Below are 17,615 nucleotides of genomic sequence, written 5' to 3' on the forward strand. Positions count from 1 at the left end.
CAGCCTGAATAAACGAAGGCGTGCTACTTCGGACAGACGGCCGGCTCCTTCATCCTGACGGGCTCTTTTATCGGATAGTTCGCATTTCTCGGTGACCAGCAGCTGGTGGTCACCTTCACGTCATCGCAGGGTAAAAAGTGCACCGTAATGCCGCACACGTCCTGGCCGTTATAGTCAGGCAGCGGAACGGTTTTGCTGTGCTGACGGTTCTGAGCCTTCATTTTCTTAACCCAGGCAAGGTACTTTTCATCATTACCAAAGCCAGGGGAACCTTCTGTATCACCCACCCCGGTTTCCCAGTCAACGCGCACCGTCATACCCGGCGTCCAGCGGGCGGGTACGCTGAAGCAGCAGCCGCCACCGCCCCCCTGGAACGGACCTATAATGTCGATGCCCGACTGGCCATTGACACTGAAGTGGTTGATCGCCCATTTTGTGTGGTTGATGGCTTTTATTGTGCCGCCACCGCCGCCTCCGGCCTGTGCGGCTGGCTGTGCACAGCCGGTTAACAGCAGCAGACCCGCCAGCAGCGGGCTGATTAATGCAGATTTCATTGGACTCTCCCTGTCGGTTTGGGGGTAATGAAGGGATGGTGATGCCATCCTGAATAAACGAAGGCGGGCTACTTCGGACAGACGGCCGGCTCCTTCATCCTGACGGGCTCTTTTATCGGATAGTTCGCATTTCTCGGTGACCAGCAGCTGGTGGTCACCTTCACGTCATCGCAGGGTAAAAAGTGCACCGTAATGCCGCACACATCCTGGCCGTTATAGTCGGGCAGCGGAACGGTTTTGCTGTGCTGCCTCTTTTGGGCATCAATCCCTTTTTTCCAGGCAAGGTATTTCGCCTCATCAGCAAACCCCGGGAAACCCGCGGATGAACCCTGCCCGGTTTCCCATTCAACGCGCACCGTCATACCCGGCGTCCAGCGGGCGGGCACGCTGAAGCAGCAGCCGCCTCCGCCCCCCTGAAACGGGCCTATTGAATCGATGCCCGACTGGCCGTTGACACTGAAGTGGTTGATCGCCCATTTTGTGTGGTTGATGGCTTTTATTGTTCCGCCACCGCCGCCTCCGGCCTGTGCGGCAGGCTGCGCGCAGCCGGTTAACAGCAGCAGACCCGCCAGCAGCGGGCTGATTAATGCAGATTTCATCGGACTCTCCCTGTCGGTTGAGGGTAATGAAGGGATGGTGATGTCACCCCGGGGAAACGAAGGCGTGCTACTTCGGACATACGGCGGGCTCCTTCATCCTGACGGGCTCTTTTATCGGATAGTTCACATTTCTCGGTGACCAGCAGCTGGTGGTCACCTTCACGTCATCGCAGGGTAAAAAGTGCACCGTAATGCCGCACACATCCTGGCCGTTATAGTCGGGCAACGGAACGGTTTTGCTGTGCTGCCGATTCTGAGAGCTCATTTTTTTCTCCCAGGCTTTATATTTTTCGTAATCAGCAAATCCAGGAAAACCTTCAGTCGATGCCTCACCACTTTCCCAGTCAACGCGCACCGTCATACCCGGCGTCCAGCGGGCGGGCACGCTGAAGCAGCAGCCGCCACCGCCGCCCTGAAACGGGCCTATAATGTCGATCCCCGACTGGCCGTTGACACTGAAGTGGTTGATCGCCCATTTGGTGTGGTTGATGGCTTTTATTGTTCCGCCACCGCCGCCTCCGGCCTGTGCGGCAGGCTGCGCGCAGCCGGTTAACAGCAGCAGACCCGCCAGCAGCGGGCTGATTAATGCAGATTTCATCGGACTCTCCCTGTCGGTTTGAGGGTGATTAAGTGAAGGTGATGCCATCCTGAATAAACGAAGGCGGGCTACTTCGGACAGACGGCCGGCTCCGTCATCCTGACGGGCTCTTTTATCGGATAGTTCACATTTCTCGGTGACCAGCAGCTGGTGGTCACCTTCACGTCATCGCAGGGTAAAAAGTGTACCGTAATGCCGCACACATCCTGGCCGTTATAGTCGGGCAGCGGGACAGTTTTGCTGTGCTGCCGGTTCTGGGCCTTCATTTTCTTAGCCCAGGCAAGGTACTTTTCATCATTGCCAAAGCCAGGAAATCCTTCCATATCCCCCACCCCGGTTTCCCAGTCAACGCGCACCGTCATACCCGGCGTCCAGCGGGCGGGCACGCTGAAGCAGCAGCCGCCTCCGCCCCCCTGAAACGGGCCTATTGAATCGATGCCCGACTGGCCGTTGATACTGAAGTGGTTGATTGCCCATTTTGTGTGGTTGATGGCTTTTATTGTTCCGCCACCGCCGCCTCCGGCCTGTGCGGCAGGCTGTGCGCAGCCGGTTAACAGCAGCAGCCCCGCCAGCAGCGGGCTGATTAATGCAGATTTCATTGGACTCTCCCTGTCGGTTTGAGGGTAATGAAGAGAGGGGTGTACTCAGCCAGACCAGGCTTTTCATTCTGAAGGTCTCTCACTGGTTTTTACGTCGGCAAGCCACTTCTTCATTACCCAGTCTTCACGAGCGTCATCCAGAAGAAGACCCTGGCGTGTCGCCTCCACCATGCCCTGGTAACAGGCCGAAAACAGTGACTGTCTTGAGTCAAACATGCCCGCAGGCGGAGCACAGTGCGACAACATGACGATGACATCGCTGATACACATCAGATGCTCAAGCTGGCGATCGCTGAGTTCTATTTTTGGCGCCTTTTCATCGCGTTCCGGCAGGAGACCACTGCCCTTGATGCCTTTCGCCTGGCCGTCAAGATCCTGCCACGCCCAAAACAGGGCCGGACGCATCAATGGCTCTTGCTGCTCGTCACTGAGAATGTGCGTAAACAACAGCGGAAATACCCGGGTATCGTAAAAGCGTAAAATTCCGCTGCGCCCTTCCTGCAGAATATCCATACACTGCGTGAGCCAGTTCGCTAGCGCCGAAAAGGGCCAATATGTGCAGAACAGGAGCAGCGGCGCCTGGATGGCAAGTTGCTGGCTGATATCCTGTAACCAGCGCATTTGCTCAAGATCATCAAGCGTAAAGCGCGCCACCAGCGGAGCATCATCGACAATAAATGCTTCCGGAAGTCCATGAAAAAGCGACTGCCACTCAACTGACAGCGAATTCAGCGCCGGAATAACGGAAAAACCCACCCCCGCCTGATCGATAATGACATGCAGATAATCCGTTCCGAAAGCCCGACAGGTTCCGGCGACCTCCTCAATCCATTGTCTGGTCATCTATGCCTCCCGCGGCACGAAGCCCTGCGCCAGCGCCTGGGCTTTTTTAAGGCACTCTTTACACACCGATGCCGGTAGCTCAGGCAAGGGAAACTCCTCGCTGACCGGCCCCTGCAAATCATGCTGCCCCTTAAGGCTAATCACCCCCGGTCCGTGGATCTGTATCTCTCCCTGCGGGGTAAGACGGATATATGCGCCGCCGCAACCCAGGGTGATGCCATTTTTAGCCGTCAACTGCAGATGCCCCTGGGTTGACTGGACGGTGATATCTTTTAGCGCGGTCAGCGATAGAATATCGCCGTGCGACTCTACTTGCAGCGGACCTTTGGCGGAGACCAGCCTCATCCCCTCCTGTTGCGCCAGCAGTGAAATAGCCTGGCTGGCATTCAGAGAACAGCGCTGTGCCGTGGTGATGTTGACCTCTCCCAGGCTCTGCAGATACAGCCCCTTACCGCTGTGCAGGAGGGTTGTTTCCGGCGTGACTGCGGCAATCCCCTGCGGGGCCGACATCAGCAATGTCGGCTGTTTAAGATCGCTGGCGCCTGTGGTCAGTGCGCTTAATGGGCCGGTGTCTGGGATAACATTATGATGGGTTTGCGTAATGCTTCCCCATTCCGTGACCTGATTCACCGCACCTTTCAGCAAACTGACCGCCGGCTCCATCGCCAGCACCTGCCCCTGAGCCTGCACCTGTCCGTCCGCGCTGATAAATATCCCTTTCTGTGCCCGGATAGCTCCCCAGCTGTCGGTTCTCAGCTCAAAGCCTTCGCCGCGCGGCTGCCTGTCACTGTCCACCAGGTGCCCCAGGTTCAGCTGGCTTTTACCGCCGTACTCCGTGCTGACCTTGATATGTTCTTTCCCGCGCTCATCGTCGAGGCGGATTTTGTTGTTGGCCGGGGTGCGCAGGACGTTACGTTTGTCATTGCGGATGGTGACGTGGTCGCCGTGCGCCGAGTCGTGCAGCACGCCCGCGATATACGGCCGGTCAGGGTTACCATCCTCAAAGCCAATCGCCACCTCCGTCCCGGCCAGCAGCGGCAGGTGCAGGCCGTAGGTGTCTCCGGCATACGGCCGCGACTGACGGACCCACAGGCTCTCGAACCCGGTTTCCCAGCGCGCCCGATCAAACAACATATTCACCCGGTAGCGTCCGTGTTTGTCGATATGCCCGTAGGTGTCGTTTTCCCGGGTGCTGGTCACGCGGGCCGGCAGCGTCCCGGCCATCACCGGACGCGCGCCGGGCTCAGGCCGGTAGCCGACGTCCGGGCTGTCCGGTATGCCGGCAAACTCCACCGCAAAGTCGGCATCGCGCCGGGCGTGGCTGTGCATCGCCGTGATGAGCACGCCATCAGCAAACTCCCTGGCCACCTCCTCTCCGCCGGTGACCTTCAGCACCTGTCCCGGGCAGAGCGTCGGGCAGCTGGTGGTGGCCTGCATCCGGGTCTGGCCGTTCAGATAACGCTCATGACGAAGACGGGCGTAAAACGCCCCGGACTCCGGCGCCGGATGGCGGTCATGGACATTCCCGGCGGTCAGGTAGTTATCTCCCCAGTGGTAAGCCTCACCAAAGGTGGTGGTCTCCCCGCGGGTGACATCCACCTGCGCGTTCATGTCCGCCGTCGCCTCGCGGTAGTTGTAGTCGCGGGTACTGACCTGCTGCTCCACGACGCGGTGGCGGCATGCCATCTCCCACACCGCGTCCACCCCGGCCGACTGCTGCCCTGACGGCGGGACCGAAGGCAACGTCAGCCCCTTCTCATAGCCCTGCTGACTGTCGCAGAACTCAGCGACGTCGATGTGCAGCCGCGTGTCGGCGGTAAAGCGAAACCAGATCCCCACCTCTCCCAGCAGCCGGGTGATAAAGCGCAGGTCATCCTCGCCGTACTGCATCACCTGCTCGCGTCGCGGATACGTTTTTGTCAGCGAGAACAGAAAATCCTGACCGCGCAGGCCGTGGCGCTCGCGGAGGATTTTTTCCACAATCTGCGGAACGGACTGGTCCTGGTAAATGGCGTTCTGGTGCGAGCGGTTGAGCAGCGCCAGGCGCGGCTGAAGCGTCAGCGCGTAGTGCGTTTCATCCCTGGAGGTACCGAGCCTTTCAAACCCCGTCACCACGCCCTGGATCACCCGCACGGGTTGCTGAACATTGATGCCGAAGCCCTGAGCCACCGGCGCCTGCAGCGTCAGGGAGGCTGCCTTCATCAGCATCATCTCTTTGCTGATGGCATGGTCTGCGCTGGTGAATTCAATACGGTAGCGGAACGGCTGGCTCAGGGCTTCATCGCCCTCGAAGGCCAGCACATCAAGCCCGGCTTCACATCCCTGCACCGAAAGCAGGTGGTGGTTATGGCTGAACAACAACGATTTCACGCTACTCATCGGATATTGTCCCCTCGTCAAACGCCATCACGACGCCTTCCTCTTCGTGATACCCCAGCGTCACCTGGCGCGGTTTCTGCCCCGCCGCCATATGGCTCAATAGCTGCTGACTCAGCGCCGGCAGGATCTGCTGATTCAGCAGACTGTCGACGTTGCGGGCGCCGGTATCCGGCAGCAGGCAGGCCTCGGTTAGCGCGGCGAACAGGCTCTCGCTGAGGGTGGTGGTGATTCCGTAATGGCAAGCCAGACGCTGACTTACCTGCCCGAGCTTCATGCCGACAATGGCGCGCAGCGCTCCCGCCGGCAGCGGACGGTAAATCACCGTCTGGAAGCGGGCCAGCAGCGCCGGCTGGAAGTGGCCGCGCAGCACCGGGCGCAGCAGCTCGTGCAGGTCTGATTCGCTGGCCTGCGGCTGTTCATCCAGCAGCTGCATCAGGAGGTCGCTACCGAGGTTGGCGGTCATCAGGATCACGGTGTTGCGAAAGTCGATTTCACGCCCCTCGCCGTCGCGCATTACCCCCCGGTCGAAGACCTGGTAGAACAGGTTCATCACATCGCGATGGGCCTTTTCCACCTCATCGAGCAGCACCACGCTGTAGGGGCGTTTGCGCACCGCCTCGGTCAGGATCCCGCCCTGGCCGTAGCCGACGTAGCCCGGCGGAGAACCCTTCAGCTGGCTGACGGTGTGCGGCTCCTGGTACTCGGAGAGATTGATGGTGATCAGCGCTTTCTCGCCGCCGAACAGCGCATCGGCCAGGGCGAGCGCCGTTTCCGTTTTGCCGGTGCCGCTCGGCCCGACCAGCAGGAACACCCCTTGCGGACCGTTCTCCGGCGTCAGGCCGGTTTTCGCGGCGCGCAGGCGCCGGGCAATAGCGCTCAGGGCCGCCTCCTGGCCAACCACCCGTTTGCCGAGACTCTCTTCCAGACTCAGAAGCTCCGTCTGCTCATCTTTCATTAGCGAGGAGAGCGGCACGCCGGTCCAGTCGGCAATCACCGTCGCCACGGTGCGGACGTCGACGTCCAGCCCGAGCAGCGGATTGCCCTGCTGGACGGCGATAAGCGCGGTTTGTAGATCGCTAATTTCCGCCTGGCGGGAGATATCGCGGCGGCAGGCGAGCAGCGCTTCCGTCAGCTGCAGCTCCTGACCATACTGAGTTTCAAGGGTATCCAGCGCCAGAATAAGGCGGATCTCCTCCTGCTCAATGGCCGCCAGCCGATCGCCGCGGGCGCTGTTGCCCAGCGCAATATCTTCCAGCAGCGCCTGCTTCTCCATCGCCAGCGCGGTGAGCTGCGCCTTCATGCGGGTCAGCGGCTGAGGCACGGTATCCAAACTCATACGCAGGCGGGCGGAAGCGGTGTCGAGTAAATCCACTGCCTTGTCCGGCAGCTGGCGACCGGTGAGATAGCGTCGTGACAGCGTCACGGCGGCGCGCACCGCATCATCGGTGATATGCACGCCGTGGTGGTCGGCATAGCGGGACTTCAGGCCGCGCAGCATCAGGCAGGCGGTGTCGTCGTCCGGCTCATCCACCTTGACCATCTGAAAGCGGCGCTCCAGCGCGGCGTCGCGCTCGAAGTACTGCTTGTATTCACTCCAGGTGGTGGCGGCGATGGTCCGCAGTTCGCCCCGGGCCAGCGCCGGCTTCAGCAGGTTGGCGGCATCCGCGCCGCCCGCCTGATTACCCGCGCCGATGATCGTGTGCGCCTCGTCGATAAACAGCAGCACCGGCGAAGGCGACTGCTGTACCGCCTCAATGATATTTTTCAGCCGCTGCTCGAACTCGCCTTTGACCCCGGCGCCGGCCTGCAGCAGACCGAGGTCAAGGGTGCGCACCGACACTGGCTTCAGCGCGTCGGGGACGTTGCCTTCGGCAATGCGCAGCGCCAGGCCTTCCACCAGAGCGGTCTTGCCCACGCCCGGCTCACCGACGAGGATCGGGTTGTTTTTTCGCCGACGGGAGAGAATATCCACCATCTGGCGGATTTCCATGTCGCGTCCGAACACCGGGTCAATCTGGCCGTCTCTGGCTTTGGCGGTGACGTCGAGAGTGAATTTGTCCAGCGCGTTCTGCAGCGCCGGGTTGAGCCCATCCGCATTCAGTTCGCTGCCCGCAGGACGCCCCACAAATTCCACGTCCCCGCCATGGGGCTGCGCCAGCGCCGCTTCCTGCTGCGCTGGCGGACGTTCGTCGGACTGGGCATCCAGCAAGGAGCGCAGGCGTTCCAGCTGACGCTGGCCCAGCGTTAACAGCGGCCACAGGCCATCGCACTGGATCAGATTCTGTTTTTCAACCAGCGCCATCAGCAGGTGAACACTGCGGATCTGCGCTTCGCCGCTGAGAGAGGCAATCAGCCAGGCCTCCTGCATCAGCCTCAGGGTATGGTCAGAGAGCTGGGGACGATGACGTACCGAGCGCGGCTGTTTATCCAGCCAGCTCAGCAGATCCTGCCACAGCGCATCCATATCCCATTCATAGCGCCGCGCCAGCACCGTCAGATCGCCTTCCCCCTGTTCCAGCAGCTTGAGCAGCCAGTGCTCGGGCAGGATCTCGGCATGCGCCCGGGTCTGGCACAGGGAGGCCGCCCCCTCCATTGCGCGGGCACAGCAGGGATTAAGACGGCGTAACAGGCTGGCTGGATTTTCCATGAGATCCTCTCTTATTGTTTCCGGACACGCTACCGCCCGTCGCTGTTCCTGAACAGGAACCCCTAGCGCACAAGGTCAGGCAGACAGATTGTGTTTTTCTTTGCTGAGAACCCGTATCTCAGGCGCTCAGCAAAAAACGGCGGGCAGAGAAACGCTGCCCGCATCAGGCGATCGCCCGCAATAATCCCCGGCCGCAGAGATAACGATGCGGCCGGGATGAGCGAACGTCGCCTGCGCGCCAGCGGCGCGAAATATGACGGGCAATTACGCGGTGGCGCGTTCGTTCCAGCTATCGGAGTGAATGATGTTGCCGTCTTTATAGGTCCAGGTGATCTTCTCGTAGCGCAGCTCAATCTGTTCCAGATGGTTGTGCTTCTCGTAGGCGGGGTTTTTGATGTCGTGCATCAGGGGATTCACTTTCACCACCTTGACGTTCTCAAGTTTGGTATTGAAATACTCCACTTCCTGGCCGGCATCGTTGATTCGGTACCACTTGAACTCAGCGGATTTCAGGGTCTGGCCGGTGGTCACTGCCTTGTACAGGTAGGGGCTGGAGGAGTCGATCTCCTTGGTGAACAGGAACGGCGTATGAATACGCGTGCCGGTCAGTTTGCCGGTGTTGTTATCGGTCGGGATGTACAGGTTATGCTCCTGAGCCACCACTTCGATACTGCCTTCACGATCCTGAACGTCGACAGACCCTTTAATGTCCGCGCCGCCGTCGTCTTTCAGCCAAAGATAAACAGGAATTGCCATGGAATTACTCTCCATTGTGTAGTGAAGCGCCATCATCCTGGGATGACGCAGAGGGTTGGTCCGGTAACCGGCAGGCGTCTACCTGCGGCACCAGACTGATTTCGACACGACGGTTCAGCGCACGGCCTTCCGGCGTATCGTTTGTTGCAATTGGTCGGCTTTCGCCATAGCCCTGAACGGCAAAGCAGCTGTCCGGCACGTCGCCGGTATCGCGCATCCAGTCGCGGACCGATTCCGCACGTTTCAGCGACAATAGCTGGTTGGCTTTTTCCTCACCCACGCTGTCGGTGTGACCCGCCACCACGATCAGCCACCCGGGCCTGGCCTTAATGTCCATCAGCGAGCTGACCAGCCGCTTTGTCGAACCAGGCTTCAGTACCCATTTCCCGGTATCGAATAGCGACATGCTGTCAAGGCGGATGACATCCGGCGCGACGCGCTGCACCGGCCTGGGCGGAGGCGGAGGCGGCACGTAACCGCGAATCGCCTCCAGCAACGGCAGGCGAATCTGCTCCCCGTGATACAAGCCCAGACTCAGGCGCAGCGGGACGCCGTTACGCGCCCAGCTATCAAGCAGCGCGGCATCTTCACGCAGCACCCTGACAGCGCTGGCTTTTGGTCGATAATCATCCATCGCAATCCGCTCATAACGGGCAATATCGACGCTCACGCGCTGCAGCAGTTGTCGATTGTTCCAGCCACTGCTGAGCAGCGCGGCGACAGCCGCGAGGGTGAAAATCGCGAGCGCCGCTCGCCAGGCCCTGCCTCGTGGCGTGAGTCCCCGTCCCACCGGTAACTGCGGCAGGATTAATTCCGGCAAAGCTGAAGCGTCCCCGGTGTCGCTCTCATCTGGCTGCCAGCCAGCTACCCGCGACAGGCCGCTATGTCGGGATAACCACGTCGTCCAGGCCGACGATGCCAGCCTTCCAGGCAGCGAGGGCCCGAGGCCCCACAGCACGGCCGCAGGGGTCAGAGGTGGCAGGTCGGTATTCTCTTCCGTCAACACGGCATGGACGTGCTGTTCAAACCAGCCCATCAGGCTGTTCATCAGCACCTGCTGCTCCAGCGCGGCCGCCCCACCGGCGCTTACCCAGGCCGGTACGGAACAGGGGGCGCAGGAGGGCTGCCAGACTTTCACCGCTTCACCCGGTATCGCCGCCTGCCACAACAGGTCGCGACTCATCGCGCTGCCCACCTGCCCCTGCAGCACCAGCGGTACGGCATACCCCGTCTGCTGGCGCAGCTGGCTGAGTTGCCAGCGCAGGGCCAGCAGAGCGCTGGTCAGCGCATCGCTTTGCGCATGCCGCTGCGGGCAGACGCAGAGCAGCACCGACAGCTGAGGCCCCCATTCCGGCCGCTGGCTCAATACCTGGCGCGCGACCTGCTGCAGCTCCTCCGTCTTTTCCACGCGGATCCAGCAGCCCTGTTTGACCACTCGCACCGGTGACGCTTGCGGCCAGACACACGGCAGGTCGCCGCAAACGAGGACCACCGGTTGGCGATAAGCGCCCTCCGGGAGAGGGGCCAGGGTTGATGCGACGTTACGTCCGGTACGACGACTGGCGATGCGCCAGATCCCGATGATCAGGGCCAGCGTGACCAGCAGAATGAGCCACGCCCCCCAGCGGGGAACCGGCAAAAATAGCAGGCACACCAGCGCACTCAGCAGACTGGCCCACAGCGCCAGCCCACGCTGCTGCGGGGGGCTCATTTCACCTCCCCCGGTAACAAGGTCAGCAGCAGGTGATCGAGCCAGTGGTTGAGTCCCCACCACAGGGCGAGTACCACCACCACGCTCAGGCCAATACGTACCGGCCATGGGGCCAGCCAGCCGCTTATCCCCAGACCGGCGCGACTCTCTACCAGTACGGGAGCGGTAGCCGGGCACTGAAAAGGAGGAACACGCTCACCGAGCGCGTTGACCAGCTTCAGGCGCTCGGGGTCGTGGAGGGAGCGAAAGCTGCCAATAAAACCCAGCAGCATCACCCGCTGAAAACAGGTGACCACGGCCAGGTTGGGCGCCGGTTCACGCAACACATCACGCATCCGCTCGCACAGGGTGTCGCCGGCGTCCATGGTGCCGAGGAAGTGCCCCTGCAGCGGAATGTCATACCACTGCAGGCAGGCCTCATCCTCCACGCCGCGACCTTTCACTGCTTCATCGAGCAGCGCGCACTGGGCGGTGAGAATATGCTGACAGCTGACGTCATCAAGCCCGCTCGCCTTCAGCTCATGTTGCACGCGCTCGACATCAGCAATACAGCGCTGCCATAGCGTGTACCCTTCCTCATCGCGGAACTGCGGGCCGTGGCGCAGGCTGATAACCTGCAGCCAGGTGTTCTGCAGCAGCGCATCAATATCAATGGACGCGGCGTTGCCGCGTTTAGGCTCATTCACGTTCGTAGTACCGCAAAAAGTTCAAGTTCAGGCTCACCGAGCATCCCCGGGACGTAAAACATACAGGTGCCGCTCTGCAGCATTTCCGTTGCCAGAGGGTGGGACACATCGAGGCTGAAATACTGATTTTCCAGACGCAGCGGGATCGCCGCCGGCACATGACGCAATGGCGTGAGGGGCACCCCTGTCCGCGAGGAGTTGACGATGGCTTTGACATGATCCGGACTGCCCACTTTGCACTGGCGCGGAAACTGCTCCTGCAGTTGGGCGACCGGTACCGACGAACGAACCGACAGGTAGTAATCAGCCCCTTCCCGCAGCCGGGCATCGTGCAGACGCGCCTGCCAGAAGTGCAGCCGGACATCATGCTCCAGGGCAATCGCCACCACCCGCGATGGCAGGCTCGCCTCCAGCAGGTCGCTCAGTAAATCAAACAGCGGCGGAAAAACCGCGTTCAGCTGGTCATGCTGATAGATCGGGACGGCATTCGCCTGATGGGTGAGCGAAAAGGTCAGCAGGCTACCAGCCAGGCGCGCCAGCTCCGGGTAGAGGCGTTCCGGCGGGCTTTGCCGGTAACGCAGAAAGTACCCCAGCACCGGTTCGGCGCTGTTCAGCGCATTCAGCAACCAGAACAGAGAGACATCGGCTACGGCAAAATCAGCCATCCGTTCATTGCTTTCGCGACGCATGGCCATCAGGCGCGTCAGACGAGCCCGGAGCTGGACGAGCAGCTGTTCAAGCTGCGTCGCCAGCCAGCGGCTGCCCTGGATCTGCAGCAGCGGCGAGAGAAACGTCTCGTCGATAAGCCAGGCCCCCTGCGAGTCCCGCTGCAGGCGAACAAGCGGACAGGTCAGGTAATCGCTGTTGTCCTGGTGGGCGAAGCGGAGGGTCAGCTCCGGCTGTATGACGGCAATCTGCCGGGTATCATCCCCAAACTGGTTACGGACATCGCGCCAGCGCTGCCGGAAGCGCACCGGCCTTTCGGCAACCTCCTCCGGCTTCAGACAGTTGCCGCCATTCGCCTGCATCAGGGGCAGCGCCAGCACGATCACCGCCTCGCCGGGCGCGCCGTCCAGCGACAGCGCGGACGGCAGCGCATCGGCATTGTCCGTATCAATCATCGTGCCATCCTGGAACCGGACCTGCAGCCTGTGAGCCTGCAGGCGGCCCAGTTTGAGCATCTCTGGTTCGAAGGTCGCCTCAACCACTCCCCAGGGGTGGTTAAGACCCATCCGGGCAATCACTTCCGCAGTCCAGGCTGCATACGCAGCCTGCTGTTGAAAATGCTGAGGCGACACCATAATGCCCCGGCCCCACAACGGACGTTCCGTTTTCATCATCGTCCGAACCTACGCCTTCGCCTTTGGCATCTGGCTAACCAGCGACAGATTGACGTCCATCCCCTCGACCTGGAAGTGCGGCACCGCGTACAGCTTCACGCGGAAGAAGCCCGGGTTATCCTCGATATCTTCCACCACCACGCTGGCATCGCGCAGCGGATGGGAGGCCTGCAGCTCGTCGCCGGGGTCGGTCATTTCGGTCACCAGGCTCCGCACCCAGGTGTTCAGCTCCAGCTCCAGCAGACGCCGGTCCTTGGTGGTGCCGATATTTTCGCGCTGGATCATCTTCAGGTAGTGCGCGATGCGCGACAGCAGGAAGATGTAAGGCAGACGCGCGTTGATACGGCTGTTGGCGGTGGCGTCGGCGGTATCGTACAGCGCCGGTTTCTGCGCGGAGTTGGCCGAGAAGAAGCAGGCGTAATCGCGATTTTTGTAGTACGACAGCGGGATAAAGCCCAGGCTGGCGAACTCAAACTCCCGCGTTTCCGGGATCATCACCTCGGAAGGGATCTTCACCTGGTTGCCGGTGCCCAGATCGTACAGATGGATAGGCAAATCTTTCACCGCGCCGCCCGCCTGCGGACCGCGAATTTGCACGCACCAGCCGTTGTTAACAAAGCTCTTCACCATATTAGATGCGAAGGAGAACGCCGCGCTGGTCCAGAGATATTTTTCGTGATCCGGGCCCTTCACCTGCTCGACATAGTTGAAGCTGCGCACCGGCACGGTGTCCGGACCGTACGGCAGACGACCCAGCACGCGCGGCATCACCAGGCCGATGTAGCGGGCATCGTCAGTTTCGCGAAACGCCTTCCAGCGGATATATTCCGCACGATCGAAGTAGTTGCCGATATCCTTAATGGCAGCCACCTCTTCCATGGTCTCTTTCAGGAAGAAGGCCGGGCCGACGGCGCCGATAAACGGCATATGGGCGGCCGCAGAGACGCGGGAGATATTGCGCAGCAGCGCCACATCCTGCGGGCTGGCGTCGAACTCATAGGCCGAGATCACCGAGCCGATCGGCTCGCCGCCGGGAGTGTCATACTCCGCGGTATAGGTGTGCCAGTACATGCCGCTCTGGATAAGCTCCGGCGCGTCCTCAAAGTCCTGGCGCAGATCGTCTTTGGCGACGTCGAGGATCTCCGTTTTGACGTTCTGCCGATAGTCGGTGTTGTCCACCAGCTGTTTGAGGCCGCGCCACAGGGATTCGACCTGCTGAAACTCCTGATGGTGCATCACCGCGTCCAGCTGACGGCTTATCTGGAAATCCAGCTCGGCGATATGGTGATCGATCAGCGTTTTGTCGAGCTTTTCCACCCGCTGGCCGGACTGGCGGATGCGTTCCATAAACACCTGCATCGCCGCGGTGAGACGTTCCGCCGCCGGCGCCTCGGAGAGCGCGGCATCGTCCAGAAAGTCGTTGATATCCCCGAGGCGAGACGCCGGGGTGAGATTAATTTTTTCAAACAGCGAGGCGTAAACGCCCTCGCCCGCCCTGTTTTCCTGCAGCGTGGTTTGCCCCTGAACAGGGGCGTTTTCTGTGGTAACAGACATTAGCATTTTCCGGTGATGCTACCAACTTGCTGATTTAGTGTATAATGGTGTTTTTGAGGTGCTCCCGTGGCTTCAGTCTCCGTCTGCTGTCCCTCCTGTTCCGCTACTGAAGGCGTGATGCGTAATGGCAAAAGTACTGCCGGGCATCAACGTTATCTCTGCTCTCACTGCCGTAAAACATGGCAGCTCACCTTCACTTATGCCGCTTCTCAGCCCGGTACACACCAGAAAATCATTGATATGGCTATGAACGGCGTCGGTTGCCGTGCCACCGCACGACTAATGGGCGTGGGCCTCAACACCATTTTGCGCCATTTAAAAAACTCAGGCCGCAGTCAGTAACCTCCCGGATACAGCCGGGCAGTGATGTCATTGTCTGTGCGGAGATGGACGAGCAATGGGGCTACGTCGGTGCAAAATCACGTCAGCGCTGGCTGTTTTACGCGTATGACAGGATACGCAGGGCGGTGGTAGCCCACGTTTTCGGTGAACGCACTATGGCCACACTGGAGCGTCTTCTGAGCCTGCTGTCAGTTTTTGACGTGGTGGTATGGATGACGGACGGCTGGCCGATGTATGAGTCACGTCTGAAGGGAAAACTGCACGTCATCAGTAAGCGTTACACGCAGCGAATTGAGCGACACAACCTGAATCTGAGACAGCATCTGGCAAGGCTGGGCAGGAAGTCCCTGTCGTTCTCAAAATCGGTGGAGCTGCATGACAAAGTCATCGGGCACTATCTGAACATAAAACACTATCAGTAAATTGGAGTCATTACCGGCGGGCTAAAACATTAAGCGGATGAATAAAGGAAACCATAGAGACGACCGGGGCAATATAATTCGCTCATTATGCAAATTTAGCGTAACAACGCAATCAATTACTCAGAGGGAAAATATCTGGCTTCCATCCGATTGCCCCTTCGCGGCGGACGCTTAAGGAAGGTGCGAACAAGTTCCTGATATGAGATCATCATATTCATCCGGAGCGCATCCCAGAGGGACATCATGAGCCATCAACTCACCTTCGCCGATAGTGAATTCAGCACTAAGCGCCGTCAGACCCGAAAAGAGATTTTCCTCTCCCGCATGGAGCAGATTCTGCCATGGCAAAACATGGTGGAAGTCATCGAGCCGTTTTATCCCAAGGCGGGCAATGGCCGACGGCCCTATCCGCTGGAGACCATGCTGCGTATTCACTGCATGCAGCATTGGTACAACCTGAGCGACGGTGCCATGGAAGATGCCCTGTACGAAATCGCCTCCATGCGCCTGTTTGCCCGATTATCCCTGGATAGCGCCCTGCCGGATCGCACCACCATCATGAATTTCCGCCACCTGCTCGAGCAGCATCAACTGGCCCGTCAATTGTTCAAGACCATCAATCGCTGGCTGGCCGAAGCAGGCGTCATGATGACCCAAGGCACTTTGGTGGATGCCACCATCATTGAGGCACCCAGCTCTACCAAGAACAAAGAGCAGCAACGCGATCCGGAGATGCATCAGACCAAGAAAGGCAATCAGTGGCACTTTGGCATGAAGGCCCACATTGGTGTCGATGCCAAGAGTGGCCTGACCCACAGCCTGGTCACCACCGCGGCCAACGAGCATGACCTCAATCAGCTGGGTAATCTGCTTCATGGAGAGGAGCAATTTGTCTCAGCCGATGCCGGCTACCAAGGAGCGCCACAGCGCGAGGAGCTGGCCGAGGTGGATGTGGACTGGCTGATCGCCGAGCGTCCCGGCAAGGTAAAAACCTTGAAGCAGCATCCGCGCAAGAACAAAACGGCCATCAACATCGAATACATGAAAGCCAGCATCCGTGCCAGGGTGGAGCACCCGTTTCGCATCATCAAGCGGCAGTTCGGCTTCGTGAAAGCCAGATACAAAGGGCTGCTGAAAAACGATAACCAACTGGCGATGTTATTCACCCTGGCCAACCTGTTTCGGGTGGACCAAATGATACGTCAGTGGGAGAGATCTCAGTAAAAACCGGAAATAACGCCAGAAATGGTGGAAAAAATAGCCTAAATAGGCTGATTCGATGTGTTTGCGGGAAAAAAATCGGCCCAGATCCGCGAAATTTTAATCAGCGAGTCAGCTTGGGAAGAAATGACCTGCTTATTCGCACCTTCCTTAATAGTGCTGGCGCGAAATCTAAACGGTAACAATATTCTTCTGCTCCCCTTACTCCCCACAAACCGATTTTTTGCGGATAACGAGCCACAGCGCGATGTCGAACAAAGTTGTCGTTAGCAAAAAAACATGAGCCCGGTTACAAGACGCACACGACACCGTCGTCGGCATCCTGAACGGTTCGCATTCTGCAAGTCGCCAGGCTATATCTAAGACACCTTTCGCCCACAACGAGACACAAAGATGAGCAAGAAAATCCTAATGCTGGTCGGCGATTATGCCGAAGATTACTTGAACAAAATTATAACTAACTGATTTAAAATAAAATTAATTAATAATTACCTAAAATATGTACTTAATTATGTACTCACAAACCTAAACAATCCATTTGACTAGTAATCATCTCTCGCTGAATACTGTATATTCAACCAGCACAAAGGTGATTATCATGCGTGTAGAAATCAGCATTGCCAAAGAGAAAGCCGCGAAAATGCCAAAGGGGTCAATGGAGGCCTTGAAAGACGAAATGACCCGTCGAATCAGCAAGCAATATGACGACGTTGAAGTGATCGTGAAAACGGCCAGTAATGATGGACTGAGCGTTTTGTGGGCGACTGATAAAGAAATCGCCAAAGAATTTGTAGAGACCACTCTAAAAGACGCTTGGGAGACGGCTGACGACTGGTTTGTGCGTTGATCGGTCTATATAATCATTCGCGGTGATCTCCTGCCTGAGTCACTACCCCCACCAGGCAGCAGCATACATTAGCTGCCGGGTGGGCCTATGTGCAACACACTTTGAACTATTCACTAAATGAGCTGCCTGAATAATAACCACTATTAATAAGGCTCACTATGACTACTCTTCTGATCACCTCAAGCGTTGTATTTGTCATCCTCGCACTATTTACCATAAGCGTCATAAAACTATGGATTGGAGTCTCCAACAACCCTGACTAGCACCATCAGAGCCCCTCCCCATCCCTGCCATCATCCACAGCCTGTTTTCGCTATGGTCAGGCGTCTTATCGACGAAATACGTTTGTTCCCGCGCGATCCAGGAGTTCGCCTCCACCTCGGAGAAGTGGATGCCGCGCAGGCGCAGTGCGGTAACGAAGTCTCGGGTGTGAATGTACTGGAACCCCTTGGAACTGCGCAAAATGGACTCGCGGAAAGCCGCGGCGATGTCTGTCTGTCGAAGCATGATCTGCCCT

General features: G+C 58.9%; 18 protein-coding genes. 5 read left to right on the forward strand and 13 right to left on the reverse strand.

Going from position 1 to position 17,615, the window contains the following annotated elements; translation table 11 throughout:
* Window positions 1-23: 23 nt before the first annotated feature.
* The 12 genes from tli1 (KB892_RS13640) to tssC all read right to left on the reverse strand — a co-directional run bounded on the left by tli1 (KB892_RS13640) (window position 24) and on the right by tssC (window position 14,266).
* On the reverse strand, window positions 24-554 hold the full coding sequence (tli1, locus tag KB892_RS13640; RefSeq protein ID WP_002902178.1) for a T6SS immunity phospholipase A1-binding lipoprotein Tli1-KP: 531 nt from the start codon (window positions 552-554) through the stop codon (window positions 24-26).
* Window positions 555-622: 68 nt separating this feature from the next.
* The gene (tli1, locus tag KB892_RS13645; RefSeq protein ID WP_002902176.1) at window positions 623-1,153 is read right to left on the reverse strand and encodes a T6SS immunity phospholipase A1-binding lipoprotein Tli1-KP; all 531 of its coding nucleotides are present in this window, start codon (window positions 1,151-1,153) and stop codon (window positions 623-625) included.
* Window positions 1,154-1,220: 67 nt separating this feature from the next.
* A complete protein-coding gene (tli1, locus tag KB892_RS13650; protein ID WP_002902174.1) occupies window positions 1,221-1,751 on the reverse strand; it encodes a T6SS immunity phospholipase A1-binding lipoprotein Tli1-KP in 531 nt (176 codons plus the stop codon).
* 68 nt (window positions 1,752-1,819) lie between these two features.
* A complete protein-coding gene (tli1, locus tag KB892_RS13655; RefSeq protein ID WP_002902172.1) occupies window positions 1,820-2,350 on the reverse strand; it encodes a T6SS immunity phospholipase A1-binding lipoprotein Tli1-KP in 531 nt (176 codons plus the stop codon).
* A gap of 63 nt (window positions 2,351-2,413) precedes the next feature.
* Window positions 2,414-3,193 carry a DUF4123 domain-containing protein gene (locus tag KB892_RS13660; RefSeq protein WP_002902169.1) on the reverse strand — a complete coding sequence of 260 codons (780 nt, stop codon included), beginning with the start codon at window positions 3,191-3,193 and terminating at the stop codon, window positions 2,414-2,416.
* Complete coding sequence (locus tag KB892_RS13665; protein ID WP_004228410.1) at window positions 3,194-5,563, reverse strand: type VI secretion system Vgr family protein; 2,370 nt, start codon at window positions 5,561-5,563, stop codon at window positions 3,194-3,196.
* A gap of 1 nt (window position 5,564) precedes the next feature.
* Window positions 5,565-8,219, reverse strand: a complete 2,655-nt coding sequence (gene tssH / locus KB892_RS13670) for a type VI secretion system ATPase TssH (protein WP_002902163.1) — start codon at window positions 8,217-8,219, stop codon at window positions 5,565-5,567.
* A 264-nt stretch (window positions 8,220-8,483) separates the two neighbouring features.
* Entirely contained in the window at window positions 8,484-8,975 is a 492-nt protein-coding gene (hcp, locus tag KB892_RS13675; protein WP_002902160.1) for a type VI secretion system effector Hcp, read from the reverse strand.
* Window positions 8,976-8,979: 4 nt separating this feature from the next.
* Window positions 8,980-10,686, reverse strand: coding sequence for an OmpA family protein (locus KB892_RS13680; RefSeq protein WP_004151602.1), 1,707 nt, complete (start codon window positions 10,684-10,686; stop codon window positions 8,980-8,982).
* Window positions 10,683-11,372, reverse strand: coding sequence for a type VI secretion system protein TssL, short form (gene tssL, locus KB892_RS13685; RefSeq protein WP_004151603.1), 690 nt, complete (start codon window positions 11,370-11,372; stop codon window positions 10,683-10,685). The genes KB892_RS13680 and tssL overlap by 4 nt, the downstream gene beginning before the upstream one ends.
* Window positions 11,369-12,712, reverse strand: a complete 1,344-nt coding sequence (gene tssK / locus KB892_RS13690; protein ID WP_004218490.1) for a type VI secretion system baseplate subunit TssK — start codon at window positions 12,710-12,712, stop codon at window positions 11,369-11,371. Before tssK ends, tssL begins: the two co-directional genes overlap by 4 nt.
* Before the next feature lie 9 nt (window positions 12,713-12,721).
* Complete coding sequence (tssC, locus tag KB892_RS13695) at window positions 12,722-14,266, reverse strand: type VI secretion system contractile sheath large subunit (protein WP_002902148.1); 1,545 nt, start codon at window positions 14,264-14,266, stop codon at window positions 12,722-12,724.
* Window positions 14,267-14,332: 66 nt separating this feature from the next.
* Here tssC and KB892_RS13700 point away from each other — a divergent pair.
* The 5 genes from KB892_RS13700 (at window position 14,333) to KB892_RS31665 (ending at window position 17,361) form a co-directional block, all read left to right on the forward strand.
* Window positions 14,333-15,030, forward strand: a protein-coding gene (locus tag KB892_RS13700) for an IS1 family transposase (protein WP_223174630.1) whose coding sequence is annotated in 2 segments (ribosomal slippage) — window positions 14,333-14,582 and window positions 14,582-15,030 — 699 coding nt in all. Because the reading frame shifts where the segments join, the coding sequence is not laid out codon by codon here.
* 243 nt (window positions 15,031-15,273) lie between these two features.
* Complete coding sequence (locus KB892_RS13705) at window positions 15,274-16,254, forward strand: IS5-like element ISKpn26 family transposase (protein WP_000019473.1); 981 nt, start codon at window positions 15,274-15,276, stop codon at window positions 16,252-16,254.
* Window positions 16,236-16,433 carry a hypothetical protein gene (locus tag KB892_RS31520; RefSeq protein WP_306427412.1) on the forward strand — a complete coding sequence of 66 codons (198 nt, stop codon included), beginning with the start codon at window positions 16,236-16,238 and terminating at the stop codon, window positions 16,431-16,433. The genes KB892_RS13705 and KB892_RS31520 overlap by 19 nt, the downstream gene beginning before the upstream one ends.
* A gap of 416 nt (window positions 16,434-16,849) precedes the next feature.
* Window positions 16,850-17,098, forward strand: coding sequence for a DinI-like family protein (locus KB892_RS13710; RefSeq protein ID WP_002902136.1), 249 nt, complete (start codon window positions 16,850-16,852; stop codon window positions 17,096-17,098).
* A gap of 158 nt (window positions 17,099-17,256) precedes the next feature.
* Complete coding sequence (locus KB892_RS31665; protein ID WP_349815103.1) at window positions 17,257-17,361, forward strand: YnaM/YnfT family protein; 105 nt, start codon at window positions 17,257-17,259, stop codon at window positions 17,359-17,361.
* Here KB892_RS31665 and KB892_RS13715 read toward each other — a convergent pair.
* Complete coding sequence (locus KB892_RS13715) at window positions 17,321-17,605, reverse strand: hypothetical protein (protein WP_002902133.1); 285 nt, start codon at window positions 17,603-17,605, stop codon at window positions 17,321-17,323. The genes KB892_RS31665 and KB892_RS13715 overlap by 41 nt on opposite strands.
* Window positions 17,606-17,615 lie beyond the last annotated feature (10 nt).

The organism is Klebsiella sp. P1927, assembly GCF_018204675.1.
Classification (GTDB): domain Bacteria; phylum Pseudomonadota; class Gammaproteobacteria; order Enterobacterales; family Enterobacteriaceae; genus Klebsiella; species Klebsiella pneumoniae.